The following is a 16,046-nucleotide window of genomic DNA, read 5'->3' on the forward strand; positions in this document are numbered from 1 at the left end:
GGCTCCATCGGAACATGTTAGAATGTGTTGGTGTGCTAATATGAAGTCCTGTTGGTGGGTTTCTAGAGTTCTCTCCATCGACTTGCCTTGGAAGAGCGTGGGGCGCGAATGCTGGTACGTTACGCGAAAACTATGATTTTAGAAGTTAGTGCTCAAAACCATTAGTTTCTAGCTAGTTGAGATATTTAATATAATAGAACAATTGTTCTCTTTTGTAAATATAAACAATTTATTTCTTTCCGGAATATCGCATAGCCTTTGTATTCACGAATACAAAAGGCTTAAGGGCGTAGTACCGGGAGGCTTTTCCACTTTGATTCTCATCGTGTTAATATATATTATAAGTTTGGCCGTGGTCGCGTATTTCATAAATTATAATTTTCTCCGTAATCAGTCTTCCTCCTCTTTGTTCCACTAATCTACCGGTTACTTCAATAAAACATCAACAAAGCAGTTTAACAGATCCAAGTATTTGTTACTTGAAATTTCCCGGGTAAGCGCAGAATTCGCTAAAACAATCCACCTACTGACAGAATAGCTCAGATTGGTTTACGCCGAGTTCTTCCAACGCAACTACAAATCATAATGCATGCGAGCTAGAACCTGTAACCACTGCACCTCTGCGCCCATATTGTTAACATAATGTTATTACTGTTAACTCAACGCCGCTTTTCATCACTTTATTCAATTTAGAAAGAGTTATTGTTTCAACAGACTTGAGTCTGCTCGAATCTATCTTCATAATAAATTTGTTATCTTATCCATTCATTTTCACTCCCTGGCAGAAAGGATGCCCAATATGAACAGTAATTGGAATATACGAACAAAACGCGATATTACCAATGCATTTATGGAACTGCTGATAACTAAGACTTTTTCATCCATTACTATTCAGGATATTTGCGAAAAATCGCTTGTTCATCGCAGTACCTTCAACAAGCAGCTATGGCTAGCCAGGTACTTCAAGCATTGCCTGCTGTGCAGGATATGAATGACGATTTGCTGCATCAACTCGTATTTTCGGACAAGGGAAAAGTTCCTTCTCAGCTTTCTCCGATGATCTCCGATAACGGTGAGCATATTATCATCGTTCTAAATACGTCCAAAAATACCGACATCATCACCTATGCCCGTATCAATCGAGAAATCAATCAACTTATTGACAGCAGCAATTTCGATTCGAAGATTACCGTTAAAGCGGGAGGCATGCCGATCATTCTGGGCGAGGTGAAGGATGAAGTCATGTCTATCATGGCAATCATGCTTGCAATAGCCGTAGTATTAATGATTGTCGTGTTATTCCTTGTCTTCCCGGTTCGTCGTAGGGTGTTGTCGCTCGCATTCGTATTAATCGGTTTGATATGGACATTCGGATTTATGGGGTGGGCCGGTCTTCCGATCACAGTTGCTACCATGGCTACACTGCCCATCATTGTTGGGTTGGGAACCGACTTCGGCGTTCAATTCCACAATAGATATGAAGAAGAGCTGAAAATTAGCAGTTATAACGCGAAAACAGCCGTTGCGAATTCGATCAGGCATGTGGGGCCGTCCGTTGGTATGCCGTATTTGTGATGGCGTTAAGCTTTTTAACAATGCTGCTGTCCAAAGCTCCGATGATGCAGCAATTCGGTGTAACGTTAGCTATTGGTGTCATATTCTGTTATGTCATCGAGATCTGCCTGTTGTTCTCAACCTTCCATTTACTAGATCGAAAGCATACGAAGCCAGTTAAGATAATAAATGAAAACACATGGCTATCTCGATTCCTTGAAAAATACACCCATTGGGTGGGTAAACTGCCTATTCCCATATTAGTCGTGGCCTTGGTTCTATCTGTAATTGGCTTCTCCACGGAGTCATCTATACCTACAGAAACGAACTTGATGAAAATGATACCGCAGGATTTGAAGGCATTGAAAGATGCCAATTCCCTTCAAGACGTTGTGGGATCTACTATTTTCATCACATACTTAGTTGAAGCGGACGATGTAACCGATCCGGATACGATAAATTGGATGAATCTCTTCGGAGACAAGATCGTGGCTCAGCATAAGGACGTAGAAGAAGTTACGAGCTTACCACAGCTCCTGCTTCAAATGACTGGTAATCATGATTTTTCATCTGACAAGGAGCAGCTTGAGAATCTTATTAAGCAAATGCCTCCTACTCTACTGAAGTCCGTCGTTAGTGCAAATAAGCAGTATGCTACGATGCAGTTCAAAGTGAATCAAGAACTGTCATCGGCGCAGCAGTTGGAGCTTATGAATACCATTACACAACAAATCGATGCCAGCGATGGGATCCAAGTGAGCCCTGTCGGCACTCAAGTCATGATGCTGCGTGGGATCGATAATGTGAGTGCCAATCATAACGTAATCACGATTACAAGCCGCAGGACTAGGAATAGAGTTCGTGCGGCTTTTATATTTCGATTTGAAGGGACCAAGCACATTGGGGTAATTGCAGCACTCTTAACACCAAACAACACCTCGTCTCTCGTATTCCATTCTATATTCAACGGCAGCTGCAATTTTGGCGCTTGCGAACCGTTCCGTGATCCAATGTCCCAAATCAATTCCTGAAGTGACTCCTCTTGCAGTGATAATATTCCCTTGATCGACAATTCTGTAACGAAGAAGCTCTGCCCCGTATTCAATGATTTCATTCTGCGCCAAATGGTGCATCGTCGCCTGTAGACCACTCAATAAACCGGAGGCAGCTAGCAGCATACCTCCTGTACAAACTCCAGCAACAATCGTTCCTTCGTTGTGCATCTCCCTAATCATTTTGGTCAGGGTTCCAAGCTCTGCTTGCTTTCGTGCCCCATGTTCAGCTTTATGATTCCAGCCTCCACCAGGTACAATTAACAGATCTGGACATTATCCATTCGTAAAAAATCATGAAGTTTAACCGTTACTCCAAACGAAGTAGTAACTTCTTGTTTTGGTTCACTTGATACGAATTCAACCGTAAACAAAGCCCCTTCTTCTATCGCTCTTTTGAGTACCTCAAAGGATGCGAAAGAGACAAGCTCTCCGAAGCCGTCAAACAATACAATTTGAATTTTCAATTTAGAACACCGTCCATGTACGGAAAGAATGTTGTACTCTTCTTCCAGCCAGTTAGCTTAGTTCCCATGATTAAAGAAAAGTTCCGATGCACAATTCGAATATAACGAGAGAATTAACAAATCCCTAAAATAATCCATGTGTTTGCTGTGGTATCAGCTACGCTGGTACTCCCCCCCATTGCGAATCTACGATTCATAATAATCTTGTCCTCTAAAGCCGTTAAACACCGATAGAAGCCCACAAAGACGAAGCCGATTTTGATCAATAACATGTTCGCCATATGCTTTCACAAATCGATTGGCATAGTCAGCGCTTTTCAAGTTGAATTGTAGAGACCATAGCGCCCAGAAGATATCATAATGCCGATCTCCTATCCCGCCATACCCTACATCTATGAAGCCATTCCGTTTATTATCTTGCAGAATTAAGTTCGGCAAGCAATAGTCGCCATGTATGATCACTTTGTCTTCTTCAGCGTATTTATATAGAGACACCATATCTTTATATGCGGATTCTCTACTGGTATATCCCATATAGTGAAGAAGGCTCTTTTCTGCCTTCCCTTCCCTGTAATTGCGCTCTGCCCGGATGAACATATCCTCTAATCCGTTTGTAACAGGGCAATCTGTACGTGCAATTTGATGCAAATGTAGAAGGCTTTCCGCAAATACATCGCATAAATGCTCTGGGTGAGCTATAAATTCATCGCTTGCTGCATGTAAACCGGGAATTCGTTCGGTGACCAGATAATCATTGATATCATTGGAACTGTAGTGTAGTACACTTGGGCATATGCCTTTATGATGCAAATAGCTTGTCATGATGGCTTCACGCTGCATTTGTTCTTTTGGAGTTACTTTTAGGAAGACATCGTGGGATTGATTTTTCATGTGATATACTGATGATCTTGCGGTTTTCTTAACGACTGTCACTTCTGCTTCACTGAAGTAGGCTTGTATCTCGATTGGAAATAGTTCGGTTATAACTCTCACCTCGATTCAACTGACAATATCTCACTTGGCGGACTGCTCATTCGGGTGTCAGGTCTATAGTATTTGGTTAGCCAGTGGTACAATGACTTTTCATTGAAACCAAGACTTTCATATAACTTCCTCGCATAATTGCCTTTCACAACCCCCAGCTGAACGATGGTATTGCCGCGACGCATGATTTCGTTTACAAGAAATGAAACGAATGGTCTGCCATATCCTTGAGATTGGAGATCATGCCGAACAGAGACATGACTCAGCTCATTGCCATCAATATGTCCAACCCCTGCGATTTCCCCTTCAACAAGAAGCACGTATATGTTGCTTTTGTTATCGTACATGCGCTTTCGTTCATTTTCATTCGGAGGGAAATAATAGGTTGGAAGCATTCCCAGATTATCATGCAACTTGTAAAAAGCGACCTCGATAAGTACATGACAGGTCTCATAATCATCATCTTCATAAGGTCTAACCGAAATATGCTGTTCAGGAAGATAGCCACCTTCCCGCTCCATGATGTGAGACGACCAACTGATGTAGTAACCATTCTTATATAAAAATTGCAAAGTAGAACGATCGCCATCCATGCATCCACCCATCGAACGTTCTACGATCTTATGTGGGGTGAGCAAGTGGTCTACCTTCGCCATGAGGGCAGTTCCAATCCCCTTCCTTCTGTATTCCTCGCTAACATATATCATTGTCTGTGCTTTTCTCTTTATCCCATCAATGGATAGGAAACCTACTGTTATGCCATTGTAGCGGGCGACAAATATACCATCCGGGAACATTCTCTCGCATTTTAGCAATTCTTTAATCTGTTCATCTCCACACAACATAGCTCTGATTGAATTTTTATCCCTTTTAGGTTGGTATGGTTCTATTATCAGATCTTCCACGCGTACACTCCCTTTCGTTAGCCAGTTGATTTTAGGGAGTCATATTTTACCACATGCATATGTGTAAGTACTAGTTATTTTTTAACAGTCTTCTACACGAACAATTAGGCAGCTGACCCCAAGGAGTCGGCTGCCGCCAATTATCTTTATTGAGTTATCGTCCCGTTAGCCAATTCATTCTTCGAGGCATGCAACAATGATTACTACCGCTTCAGAAAGCTCGTGATTTCTGCGCACAGCTCCTTGTGGAACTGAATTCGATCAAAGCCGGGAGGATCCTGTGATGGCAGAAATGATGGTGAACTCATCGAAGGTGGAAATGGGCTCAAAAAGGAAAAGTGTCCGGCATTTTGTACGGTTCTATACTGAACTTTATTTCGATCTGCAACCCCATTCATAATAATTTGCGCATGAAAAGCGGGTGTATATGGGTCTTTTTCGGCGTCAAGCATCAAAATAGGGATATCAACCATGCGTAACGCTTCTTCGGATTGAAACCAAACCGATGCTGGCGCTAGTAGTACGAGCGACTGAATGCGGGAATCTGGTATGACTTCTATGTGTTGCGGTTGCCCATCTGATGACTCATGAGGAAATGAGGTGGGCTCCCCACCTGCCGCTGCCAAAGCCGTGTATCCTCCGAGAGAATGACCGATAATCGAAACGTCATTCGGGTTCACTTTCCTAGCAAACCTCTCATTTTCAAAAAACAAGTCGATGGCCATCCGAATGTGACGGGGTCTGTTCGTCAGATTTTGAACTGTACCTTCCAAGCTATTATCATTTCTATTATTGTATGGATGTTCAGGCATCCCGACGATAAAACCGTTCCGCGCTAATGCTGAGCTAACATACGATAGGCGAATGGAGTGCTGCCAGTACCGTGAGAGATCAGCACCAGCGGGAACGTTCCTTCCAAGACTTCCGCATCCTTCGCTAGCTCAATCGAATAAGGGCCTAATTGAACGGTCTGCTCTGCCGTTCCCGTCGGATACATCACCCACATTGGAAACGTAATGCCCAAAGCCTTATCCGATATTTCGACTTTGCGGAGTCCTGCGTACTCTGGTTTCTTGCTTTCATTTACATCCATTTTATGTGTTCCCCCTGAGATAGTAAGATGTAGACTCGCTTGGAATGTGACTTCATTTATACTATACGGTAATTCATGTTAGCGTGTTGAACCTATTTTGCAAAGGTACAGTCGGATGTTTTGTGGTCTTGTTTATTTCACTTGTCCATAATGTACTGCGCTGCATACGGCTAATGAATTCCCGTCCGAATCAAAAAATCCACTAACTCCATTCATCGTTACATTCCGAGAACGCAACCCTATTAGCATCTCCTCTACATTGGCTGAGCAGAAGTCAATTACACTATGGGCTACATCCGTATATGTATTCGTAAAAGCAAGTCGTTGTTCATCTTGATTCTCAACCAAGTATAAGTTTGGAACTCCGAGACGTTCGCCTCCATCCAGATAAAGCATGGATGCCTCCCAATCTTCGTCCGGTTCTCCAAGAACCTTCATGCCAAAGGTCTCAGTATACCAGGCTATCGCTTTTTTTCAAATCCGATACAGGAATTTCGATTGTAGCAATGCGTGGTACAATTGCACGCAGGACTTCTCGTTCGATGTTTTGCCCAAATCCATCATGATTCATGAAATCATCCATTAATACAAACAGCTCCTTTTTATCTACATAGCTATGTTAACAATACGATCTATGTTAGATAATCATGTTCTACTTCATTGCTAGATTCATTTCCGCTTGGACGCCTAGCTCCTTATAGGCAAGCAGAATGGCACCGACTACGGGTGGAAATAGTGGATCAACCAAGCGATATTGCTTAACTGGATGCGCTATAAGCATTTCAGATAGTTTGCTGCGCATGTAGGAACTGCAGATGACGCTGCCGATTAGCGCGACATCGATGCTGCGTTCAGCGAAGTTGGAGCCGACAAGCTCAATCCCTAATCGGAGCTGCTCTACAGCGCGGTTGCATACGCTTCTTGCTATACTGCTGCCCTGTTCTGCCGCTGTGGTTACACATGGAGCGAATTGCCCAAAATGCTGATCGCGCTTCATCGTATCTGGCTCAAATCCCCGCCGAGCAAGCTCCTGCAACTGCTCTAAGCTATTCAACTGCCAATGCTGCATCATCTCCGCAATCAGTCCTTTATTCGAATCATCTGGGGGACCTGCAAGTACTTCATACACAGCATCATAGGCAAGATGACGTGCTGCGCTATATGCGTAATGGCGATAATCCAAGTTTCGGGTTCGTGTACCGTATTCATTGATGCCCATAATCATCGTTCCTGTTCCGGCAATGGCAATGATACCTGGTTGATTTTGAAGTGCTCCTGCGTGAGCAACATCGGAGTCATTCAAATGCAGCTTGGGACAGTCAAGCCCCGGTAGGTCAGTAAATGCATGAATCCATACGTCATCTGCTTCTGAGTCATAGCCCGCAAGGCCAGCAACAAGCGCGGCCACAGAGGTTGTATCTCGCCCTGCTATCGCAAGCGCATTCTTAATCGCCGCTTTCACATTCTCAGCTGCGTTCTCGTCTTTATACTTGGATGCACAGCCGCCTTCCGCATACGCAAGCTCATTTCCGTTTAGATCACAGATCATAACTCTTGTATTCGTGCCGCCTCCATCAATGCCGATAACAATATTCCGCTCCATCACAGCAATGACCCCCTAACCAATTATCGAAATCAAACCCATCATCACTCTATTAGCAGCTATCCCTTAATCGTAAGTCATCCATGAAATTCCATTACGTTTCATATTCTTTAAGGATTTCGATAAACCTTCTTTTCCGGAGCAAGTGCAGCAATCTGCATAAGTAATACATAAAAAACTCGGATGATAGCCTCTCTTTGTCTCCAGTGGCGTTCTTCCGGGTTTCTGCTCCATGTAGATGAGTTATTGGTAATTAAAAGAGCAGGTAGTTGGACATGGCTCGAACCTACTGCTATTCGCAAGCTGGTTGTCACTCATGTCTCATGACCCGCTCACGTAGTCTGGATTAGCTGGTCGTAGTTGATTGATAATAGTAATGGTATGGGAAAAGATAGAATTTATTTCTATATTAAAGGAGGAAAACTTATTAATAGGTAGAATATATTCATAAAAGGGGGTGATCATATGAACAAAATAACAAAAATGATGGCGGTTGTTGTGTGCGCTTCTGCATTCCTCGTGGCGTTGCCAAGCCCATCCCATGCAGCCTGGTGCGGCGGAAAAACTTTAATCAGAACCGAAACAAACTGCCTCAATGGAAAAACCTACATCACTAAACACTACATGCAAACCTGCAAGTATGACAACGGCCAATCGGAGACCAAAACATGGACAGAGACAGAAACCCGTAGCGGATGTATTGCCCAGAACTAATTCGGTTCGCTAACAATTAATTTCATTCTTGTACATAAGCGGCTCTAATAATTCGTCCCATACCATGATAATGGTTCATGGTTAGTTGAGGAATTGTAGAGCCGCTTTATACTCCCTATTTTCGCACTATCGCCGTTTCTCCCCTGTGTGAATCTCCTCTACATTATCCAAGATAATTCCATCGCTATACGCCTTTTTGCAGTTACAAGTTGCTATATTTATACCTGGTAGTACCCACATAGCATCTTTGTTTACCATCATTTTTCTACACTGATTCCTTGCCGCCGCTTTACCATACTTCTCCGTACGTACCAACTGTAACAGAGCGGCAGCAGGCTGGCAGCGCCGATCCATGCGCCGAAACCAAAGATGTTCAGATATGCCTCCAACGGCTTGGCAGGATCGCCGTCGTCCATAAGTCCCAATCCTAGCGCGGCACCGAGCACCAAGCCCACGTTACGCGTCAATGCAATCATGCTCCCGAGCGATCCTGCGTCTTCCTTCACCGCATGGCTCATAATGAAGCTGTTATTCGGCGAAGCGATTAGCCCCATCCCCGAACCGATCAAGGCCAGCGTACAAATAATTGCCCACAGCGGCAATACGCCGAATACCCCAGAGAATAGCAGGAACCCGCCTGCCATGGCGCATAATCCAAGCCCCATTAAGCGACGCGATCCAATCCGATCAGATAAGTGCCCTGCGACGGGGCCGATTACAGCCAAGAGCAGCGGATATGCCAGCATGACATAGCCTGTATCCGCCGTGGATACCGAGGTGGTTCCGGAAATATAAAAAGGCATAAGAACCAATGCAATATTGGCCATCAGGAAAGATGCACAGCTAATGATCAGACCGCAGGCTACGGCTGGAATACGGAACGCCGAGAGCGGCAGAAAAGGCTCTTTCTGCCGGGACTGCCACAACCAGCCCAAAGGGCAAACAATCAGCAGGACTGCATACAGTAGAAGCATATTCGGAGATCGCCACCCTATCGCGCCTCCGTTCACAATGGCGTATATTCCAATGCTGATGCTGCACATGAACAAAATGGCTCCAATTACGTCCAATGAGGCTTTCCTCGTCTTAATCTTCTGATCAGCAGGGATGAAGCGCAGCGCTAACCCGGTTGCCGCGACCGCCACGGGAACATGAATCAGAAACGCCCATTGCCAGCTCAACCATGCCGCGGTGAAGCTGCCTGCAACCGGTCCCGCCATGCCGCCTAGGGCAACAGCGGTGCTCACAAAACCGAGAGCCCGCCCTCTATGTGTGCCCGGCATATGAAACGTGATAATTGCCATATTTGTCGCTTGGAACATTGCCGTACCTGTCGCTTGCACAACCCGCATGAAGAGGAGCACGGTGAGATTCGGCGAGAGCGCAACCAGAACAGAACTAATTGTGAATAGGGCTATGCCGCAGTTATGGATGCGGCGATGCCCCCAGCGGTCGCCTAACTTGCCCATCAAGGGGAGGAGCGACGTAATAGCGAGGAGATATCCGGTCGTCATCCAATGCACTGTCCCAATATCGGACTGGAATACTGTTACGAATCGGGGAAGCGACACATTCACTACCCCGGCGGTAAAGTGAGACAAGAATGCGCTGAGACAAATCGCCATCATCATCCATGCCCGTTTTCCGTCAGCTGTTCCTAGTCTTTCGTGTGCAGCAACGCTCAACAGTTTTCCCTCCCCTCAGCGGAAGAGCGGCTTGCCGGGTATCGAATACCGGCCCCAGTTTTGCGCAAATGGTTCTTCCTACATGGCCGTAGCCCTCGATGACAATAAGCTCATTTTTTGCATGCATTGTTATCACCATATCCTGTAAAGTTTATAATTAATATACATTGCGTTATAAAATGCACGCGCTGTATTTTGTGTGCAAAGTATAAAAACCCAGCGAATATCCACTTTTTGTCACAAGTGTCTATATTCTGGGCTTTCATATACTCTAAATCTGGTTATTTCTCTATTTTGGTTTGTGTACGTATGATTATGAACCGCTGTACAGCGTGATTTTATTTATTATTATCTACAGGAATCGATATTTTCTTCTTATAGGTTTTTATATATTGGTAGCCGTCCACCAGTAGGAATTCTGGTTTATCGGTTGTATTAAACGAATACGTCTGTTCCCACAGAATGTTGCCGTTCTTCAAATCCCATTGTCTTTCTTTCGATTTTGACGATACAGGAATAACTTTGCTGCCAGCCTGTATGGACAATGTGTCCGTCTTCAAGAAAGTAAATTGTTTTCTCGCAATGACGACATCATGACCTGTAGCCGTTTTGGTAACGCTGCGAATCCAGAACTTTTCATCTCCAATTTGAATGGAGCGATCGGATGGTGATGCAAGCGAGATAGGCTCTTGTATGTTATGATATCCTTCAAAATTGACGAGTTCAAGCTCAATGGACTGAATATTGTCTGTAGGGAATGGATCAAATTTCAGTTCGAAGTCTGGATTACTTCCCCCTCCTCTAGTCCAACTAACTTCTTTTCCATTCACATAGAGCTTGGTTTGGCCTGAAAATCTCGGGTATTCCTCTAATTCATAATGTCCCTTCACGATGGTTGAGGTTGGGGAAGCCGTAATGTAGTCATAATGAATGGTTCCTTTATCGACAACGATGGATTCGGAAATATCCTCTTTAATGATACTCTTCATCGCTTTGTTCGCTTCAAAATCGAAGGAGATGGGATAGGATATCTTCTCCCCATTGTCCAGCCACTCAGTGAATGTAAGGGTTAATGTACGAGAAAATGGACTGACTGGTTCGAACTCATAATTTCCTACGAACTGGCTTTTGTTTTTTCCTGGTCTTCCGCCCCCCTCAATTGGGCTGGAATCGGTCAAGAACCCTTTCACATGTTCAAAACTATACCGTAGAAAGTCGTGATCCGTATAATCAGTGCCCGCGGGTCGATCAATTGTATAATATAAGCGGAATACGTTATCGTCCGCAATTACAGCATTTATGGTCAGGACAGTGCCGTCCTTAAGCGTTGTACTTTTGTTTACTCCTTGTGCGACTCCCTGCTTCATCACATCCGCAATGCTGTTAAAGTTGATGCCGCCAAATAACTTGCTCCCATAATATGCTAAGGCAGGGTACTCATATACACCAACCATAAGAATGAGTGCTGCCGCTGCCGATGCAACCCATGCGCGAGTCTTATTCTTGTTCCTTTTCTTGTCTGGAACATGTTGAAGCGCATCTCGAAGTCTGCCCTCAAGGCCTGACGGAGCCTGAATTTGATTCAAGGTTTCTTTATGCTCCTGTAACTTCTCCTCGATCGTTGTCATAACGATCACCTCCGATCATCAGTTTTAGTTTTTGCATCCCTTGTGAAATTCTCGATTTGATGGTTCCGAGCGGCGCACCGGTCATATCTGCAATCGTCTGATACGGAAGATCATGAACATAGCGAAGCTCAATTGCTTCCCGCTGCTGTGCATTCAAATGCGATAGCAGCACCTGCATGTCCATCTCAGACTCGGTCTCGCGATAGGGATTATTGTCAGTAAATGCATTTAGTGATGGCTCTTGCTCATCTTCCAGTGGTACGAACCGATCCTTTTTGCGAAGTAATGTTTTACAGCGATTGACGAGAATCGTTTTGCTCCAACTGTAGAACGCTTCGCTATTCTGCAATTGCTCAATCTTCTCATATAGTGCGACTATCATATCTTCCATTGCATCCATCGCATCATGCTCATTGCCCATGTAGGTATAGGCAAGTCGGTAATAAGCGTCCTTATCGGCCATAATGAGCTGTAATAATGCCTCTTTGTTGCCTTTTTTGGCTTGTTTGACAAGATGGCTTACTCTCATGTTCACTCCCCTTTTCATAGATAAGAGATCGCGGGGATCAGAAAAGTTCATTTTATAAAAAAAATTATACATAAACGTCAAATAGCCCACACCTTGTTACACAGATGAGGGCTCTATTAATCGTTTGATTTCACTGTAGATTGCTGCACTAGTTTGGCGCCACGTGGCGTTCTGACGAACAACCATTTTTAAACTCTTATCACTAAAAATACGATTCGTAGAGAATCGATTCGATTAATCTTGATTTGATCTTCCTGTTATTACATTTACGGATGAGAGTTCTCTTGAAAATGCTCCATCATGCCGCCAAATATAATACGCTTGGTTCCCAATATAACCGCATACAAAATCTAAGAGTTCTGCAATAAAGTCTTGTTGCCACTCATTATCTAAATTCTGATGTGTTGCTAGGAGGCGGTCATATACCATTTTTTCATCCAAGCCGCTATCATGCAGCATAACTAGATAATCGTATCCGCGCTTTACTAAAGGGTAATAATCTACATCATTCAATAGCAACGGCAATTTTTCAATTTCATTGAAAATCTGTTCATAATTACTCGGATGTTTATCTGTTATAATCCTCTCCTTCTGTTTAAGGATCAACGCACATTTGACAGGTTCGTTTTAACCGATAATTCAGTTTACAGAGTCAGGAGAAATGATTTCCCACTTGCCAAACAGTGTTAAACCTGCGGCTTTAGCCAAGGACGTAGACGCATAGTTATCAAGCTGGCATCTGTATTGGGGTTCGTATCCTTGTGCGTAGGCGTACTTGCTAATGGAGCGTACTACTTTGCGGGCATGGCCTTTCCCTCGATAGTCATTCAGCGTGAGCACTCCGGTATCCGCTATATGCGAATTCAGCCATGGGTACATGCTGGCGGCACTCACTAAGCGGTTATGCTCAAACGAGCCAAACACAGCCCAGTGATCCAATTCCACATAGGCGTCATCCAGATCCTGTTCCGAGGCAGCGGCTTGGAATTCGGAAAATACAGCATGGTCTTGCTCTGTCAATTGCCGCAATTCACCGTCCACGGCTTCTTGCAGTAATGATTTTTTATCGGCCTCTGTAAAATAAAAGAGATAATCTGCCCCATGCAGCGTAACCCCTGCTTCTTTCAGCTTCTGCCGAAAGAGGGCTTCAGTCAATTTTGCTTGCTGAGTAAGTCCCGCCTTATCAGCCATTGCCGGCGTCAGAACCGCCATTACCTTCCCGTCGGTCATTGTCAGCACCATTACCCGGCTGTCATCACTCAAGTCAGGATTGATGGTGAGTGTAAAGACTTCATCGTGATAAAGGACTTCCCCGTTTCCGAATTGCCCCTGCCAAAAGGCAGCAATCATCTCTGAAAATCTAGGCATGCTTGTCGTTTGGAGTGTTTGATTTTGTTGATTTGGCATCTTGATCATTACCCTTTTCTTTAGACTTTTCTCTACTCATTCGCATGTGCTTCCAGATATAAGAAGCCCTATACCAAACTGTAAATGAAAAGATTTGCTTTTACTATGTTGAATACTCCTATATTTATTTTCTACACATTCACTTGCTTCTGAATGATTCAAAATCCCATAAGATCCTTCACATGTTCCGCATTTTTTTTAGACGTTAGTTTTTCGAGTAATAGAAATGCAACAGCAAAAGCTGTACCTGGATTTGAAGATGTAATAATATTTCCATCCTGAACAATTAAATCATGTTGCACATCTGCGCCGAAATTCTTTAACTGCTCTTTTCGTTTACTCGTTGAATGATTGTATGTGGTCGCTTTTTTTTCTTTAAGAATACCGCTTTTGCCAAGTGCTAATGATGCAACACAGATACTAGCAATCGGTTTCTGATTGGAATAAAAATGTTGAATGATATGTAAAAATGGCGCACTGAAGGCATCTTCGTAAAATCCAGCTTCTTCAAATCCTCCTGGAATAGCGAGTGCATCAAACTCATCTAGTTGAATTTCATTGACCGTTTTTTCAGGGATAATAGTAAAATTCCATGTACAGGTTAATTTATTCCGAAGACCTACGGTTACGACCTCAGTTGAGCCATCTCCCTCCCACTTATTCCAACCTAGCACATCTGTAAATACACTAGCTTCTACTGCTTCAAATCCGTTAGCTAATAATAATAATATCTTTTTCATGTTCTAAATCCCCTCCAGATCCTTATTTTATAAAAATATAGAAGGCTCATGAACAGGCTAGAAAAGGATATTTTATTGTTTGGCTTTCATTTATTAATTATTTTGGTTATTCTATATTATAAAAAAAGGTTGGGTATGTTATGGATCAAATTGATAAAAACATCGTGAGAATATTACAGTCGAATGCGAAAATTTCCATGAAAGATTTGGCAGAAGCTGTTCATTTATCTTCTCCATCCGTAACTGAGCGAGTACGAAAGTTAGAGGAGCAACAAATTATTGAGGGTTACCATGCACGCGTTTCTCTAAAAAAAATGAACCGTCCAATCTCTGCACTTATTTTGTTTGAATCGAAGGATTGTAAATCGTTAGCAAGCTTTTGTCGTAACCATCCAGATGTACTTGAGTGTCACCGGGTAGCAGGGGAAATTAGCTATATTGTCAAAATAGCAACGTATTCTGTAGAGAGTTTAGAAAAATTCATTGATGATTCAATGCAGTATGGTACGCCCTCAACAAATATCGTGTTATCTTCTTATGAACAAAAAGTAATCGACCCTTTTACTAGTGAAGAATAAAAAATAATCAACAGGTCAAAAGGAGGAACGCTCGGATGAATTGGGCGTCTGTATTCGAAGTGTGCTACCAGAAATATCCCGGTTTGACGGAGCAAGAAGTGGAACATTTTATTAGTCATTGGAACAACCCTCTATCTGAGGAGGAGATTGCGGAAATACGAGAAAGGCAGCGCAATCCCTTCCCTGTAACCGATCCTTTACATAAGCTATACCACCCGTTCGATCCGGCAAAATGGTCTATTCCGAACAAGTGTCTTCCCGCCGCTTATCTTGATTTACTGCGTTATTCCAATGGCGGTGAATTCGGAAATGGTGCTCGGCATTTTCAGTTTTTCAGTGCTGATGAGTTACGAGCGATGATGCTGGCCTATGAATTTCCCGAGTACATGCCAGAGGCGATCCCCTTTGCTATGGATGGCTGCGGGATTCATTATGCTTGGGATATGCGCAGCATCTCAGAAGAAAATGAATATCCCATTCTTGTGTCTCACTCGGGAAATTTAGGCTATGCGGACAGCGCACAAGTTGCTTCAACGTTCTTAGAGCTATGTACGGGAACAATCTCGGCTGAAGATTTACTTTACGGTAATGATGAATGATTGCAGGAAGACCATTCGATTTGTTTTACGCAAATGAAGGCTTGAACGTCAAGATGAAGCGCCAGCGATATTGGACTGTGTGTTTTCTTTTTCAGGACGACGTTATAAGGAAAATGACCTCTAAATTCCACAATATCGTGGTGGCTTTAGAGGTCATCTTTTTATAAATCATAGTTCTATTCTTTTACGCTTTTACTTCAGATCCACCATACACTTTCACTTCAAGCGGTGCTGTTAAATAAGCCTTAGCTTTTGCAACAAAAGAAGTGAAATGTTCACTTGAATTGTGTGCTGCCACCGCTTCTTGGTCTTTCCATACTTCCACCATGATATAGACATGTTCTGTTTCTACGCTTTTATAGAAATCATAAGCAATATTTCCGCTTTCCGCTCTAGAAGCTTTCACTAGAGATTGAATCTCTTCAACGTAAGCTTGTTCTTTTTCTGGATTTACACTTGAAACAGCATGAATAATGATCATTTGAATCCCCCTCTGCTCGTTTATTTT

General features: G+C 43.4%; 17 protein-coding genes and 2 pseudogenes. 5 read left to right on the plus strand and 14 right to left on the minus strand.

Annotated elements, in window-relative coordinates:
* Nucleotides 1-945 precede the first annotated feature (945 nt).
* Together BLS15_RS16745 and BLS15_RS16750 are read left to right on the plus strand one after the other, a co-directional pair.
* Complete coding sequence (locus tag BLS15_RS16745; RefSeq protein WP_051614122.1) at nucleotides 946-1,575, plus strand: MMPL family transporter; 630 nt, start codon at nucleotides 946-948, stop codon at nucleotides 1,573-1,575.
* Nucleotides 1,575-2,585 carry an MMPL family transporter gene (locus BLS15_RS16750; protein WP_028532840.1) on the plus strand — a complete coding sequence of 337 codons (1,011 nt, stop codon included), beginning with the start codon at nucleotides 1,575-1,577 and terminating at the stop codon, nucleotides 2,583-2,585. The genes BLS15_RS16745 and BLS15_RS16750 overlap by 1 nt, the downstream gene beginning before the upstream one ends.
* Here the strand turns inward: BLS15_RS16750 and BLS15_RS16755 are convergent.
* The 7 genes and pseudogenes from BLS15_RS16755 to BLS15_RS16780 all read right to left on the minus strand — a co-directional run bounded on the left by BLS15_RS16755 (nucleotide 2,475) and on the right by BLS15_RS16780 (nucleotide 7,658).
* Nucleotides 2,475-3,073: pseudogene (locus BLS15_RS16755) on the minus strand (DJ-1/PfpI family protein). The gene BLS15_RS16750 and the pseudogene BLS15_RS16755 sit on opposite strands and share 111 nt — an antisense overlap.
* Before the next feature lie 186 nt (nucleotides 3,074-3,259).
* Entirely contained in the window at nucleotides 3,260-4,006 is a 747-nt protein-coding gene (locus BLS15_RS16760) for an aminoglycoside 3'-phosphotransferase (protein ID WP_139170680.1), read from the minus strand.
* A 56-nt stretch (nucleotides 4,007-4,062) separates the two neighbouring features.
* A complete protein-coding gene (locus tag BLS15_RS16765; protein ID WP_368087129.1) occupies nucleotides 4,063-4,902 on the minus strand; it encodes a GNAT family N-acetyltransferase in 840 nt (279 codons plus the stop codon).
* Nucleotides 4,903-5,165: 263 nt separating this feature from the next.
* Nucleotides 5,166-6,055 (minus strand): annotated as a pseudogene (locus BLS15_RS16770) (alpha/beta hydrolase family protein).
* A gap of 132 nt (nucleotides 6,056-6,187) precedes the next feature.
* Nucleotides 6,188-6,493, minus strand: coding sequence for a hypothetical protein (locus BLS15_RS16775; protein ID WP_021255694.1), 306 nt, complete (start codon nucleotides 6,491-6,493; stop codon nucleotides 6,188-6,190).
* Between the two features lie 10 nt (nucleotides 6,494-6,503).
* Nucleotides 6,504-6,638, minus strand: a complete 135-nt coding sequence (locus tag BLS15_RS29850) for a hypothetical protein (protein WP_268632172.1) — start codon at nucleotides 6,636-6,638, stop codon at nucleotides 6,504-6,506.
* A gap of 69 nt (nucleotides 6,639-6,707) precedes the next feature.
* Nucleotides 6,708-7,658: a BadF/BadG/BcrA/BcrD ATPase family protein gene (locus BLS15_RS16780; protein WP_036667250.1), complete on the minus strand. Its 951-nt coding sequence runs from the start codon at nucleotides 7,656-7,658 to the stop codon at nucleotides 6,708-6,710.
* Between the two features lie 465 nt (nucleotides 7,659-8,123).
* Between BLS15_RS16780 and BLS15_RS16785 the strand changes: the two genes are divergently transcribed.
* On the plus strand, nucleotides 8,124-8,372 hold the full coding sequence (locus tag BLS15_RS16785; protein ID WP_021255691.1) for a hypothetical protein: 249 nt from the start codon (nucleotides 8,124-8,126) through the stop codon (nucleotides 8,370-8,372).
* Nucleotides 8,373-8,629: 257 nt separating this feature from the next.
* On the opposite strand, the gene BLS15_RS16790 is transcribed toward BLS15_RS16785, so the two are convergent.
* The 6 genes from BLS15_RS16790 to BLS15_RS16815 form a co-directional block, all read right to left on the minus strand.
* Nucleotides 8,630-10,057 (minus strand): MFS transporter, encoded by a 1,428-nt coding sequence (locus BLS15_RS16790; protein ID WP_090512820.1) that lies wholly within the window; start codon nucleotides 10,055-10,057, stop codon nucleotides 8,630-8,632.
* A gap of 338 nt (nucleotides 10,058-10,395) precedes the next feature.
* Nucleotides 10,396-11,685 carry a DUF4179 domain-containing protein gene (locus tag BLS15_RS16795; RefSeq protein WP_090512823.1) on the minus strand — a complete coding sequence of 430 codons (1,290 nt, stop codon included), beginning with the start codon at nucleotides 11,683-11,685 and terminating at the stop codon, nucleotides 10,396-10,398.
* Nucleotides 11,651-12,214 carry a sigma-70 family RNA polymerase sigma factor gene (locus BLS15_RS16800; RefSeq protein ID WP_090512827.1) on the minus strand — a complete coding sequence of 188 codons (564 nt, stop codon included), beginning with the start codon at nucleotides 12,212-12,214 and terminating at the stop codon, nucleotides 11,651-11,653. The genes BLS15_RS16795 and BLS15_RS16800 overlap by 35 nt, the downstream gene beginning before the upstream one ends.
* A gap of 234 nt (nucleotides 12,215-12,448) precedes the next feature.
* The gene (locus BLS15_RS16805) at nucleotides 12,449-12,820 is read right to left on the minus strand and encodes a hypothetical protein (protein ID WP_090512829.1); all 372 of its coding nucleotides are present in this window, start codon (nucleotides 12,818-12,820) and stop codon (nucleotides 12,449-12,451) included.
* A 33-nt stretch (nucleotides 12,821-12,853) separates the two neighbouring features.
* The gene (locus BLS15_RS16810; protein WP_217635866.1) at nucleotides 12,854-13,621 is read right to left on the minus strand and encodes a GNAT family N-acetyltransferase; all 768 of its coding nucleotides are present in this window, start codon (nucleotides 13,619-13,621) and stop codon (nucleotides 12,854-12,856) included.
* 158 nt (nucleotides 13,622-13,779) lie between these two features.
* The gene (locus BLS15_RS16815) at nucleotides 13,780-14,361 is read right to left on the minus strand and encodes a DJ-1/PfpI family protein (protein WP_021255685.1); all 582 of its coding nucleotides are present in this window, start codon (nucleotides 14,359-14,361) and stop codon (nucleotides 13,780-13,782) included.
* 140 nt (nucleotides 14,362-14,501) lie between these two features.
* Between BLS15_RS16815 and BLS15_RS16820 the strand changes: the two genes are divergently transcribed.
* Together BLS15_RS16820 and BLS15_RS16825 are read left to right on the plus strand one after the other, a co-directional pair.
* Nucleotides 14,502-14,939: an Lrp/AsnC family transcriptional regulator gene (locus BLS15_RS16820; protein WP_021255684.1), complete on the plus strand. Its 438-nt coding sequence runs from the start codon at nucleotides 14,502-14,504 to the stop codon at nucleotides 14,937-14,939.
* A gap of 35 nt (nucleotides 14,940-14,974) precedes the next feature.
* On the plus strand, nucleotides 14,975-15,538 hold the full coding sequence (locus BLS15_RS16825; RefSeq protein ID WP_021255683.1) for an SMI1/KNR4 family protein: 564 nt from the start codon (nucleotides 14,975-14,977) through the stop codon (nucleotides 15,536-15,538).
* Between the two features lie 184 nt (nucleotides 15,539-15,722).
* Here the strand turns inward: BLS15_RS16825 and BLS15_RS16830 are convergent, their stop codons facing one another.
* Nucleotides 15,723-16,019, minus strand: coding sequence for a putative quinol monooxygenase (locus tag BLS15_RS16830; RefSeq protein WP_021255682.1), 297 nt, complete (start codon nucleotides 16,017-16,019; stop codon nucleotides 15,723-15,725).
* Nucleotides 16,020-16,046 lie beyond the last annotated feature (27 nt).

It is taken from the genome of Paenibacillus sp. cl6col (assembly GCF_900102125.1).
Taxonomy (GTDB): Bacteria; Bacillota; Bacilli; order Paenibacillales; family Paenibacillaceae; genus Paenibacillus_B; species Paenibacillus_B suaedae.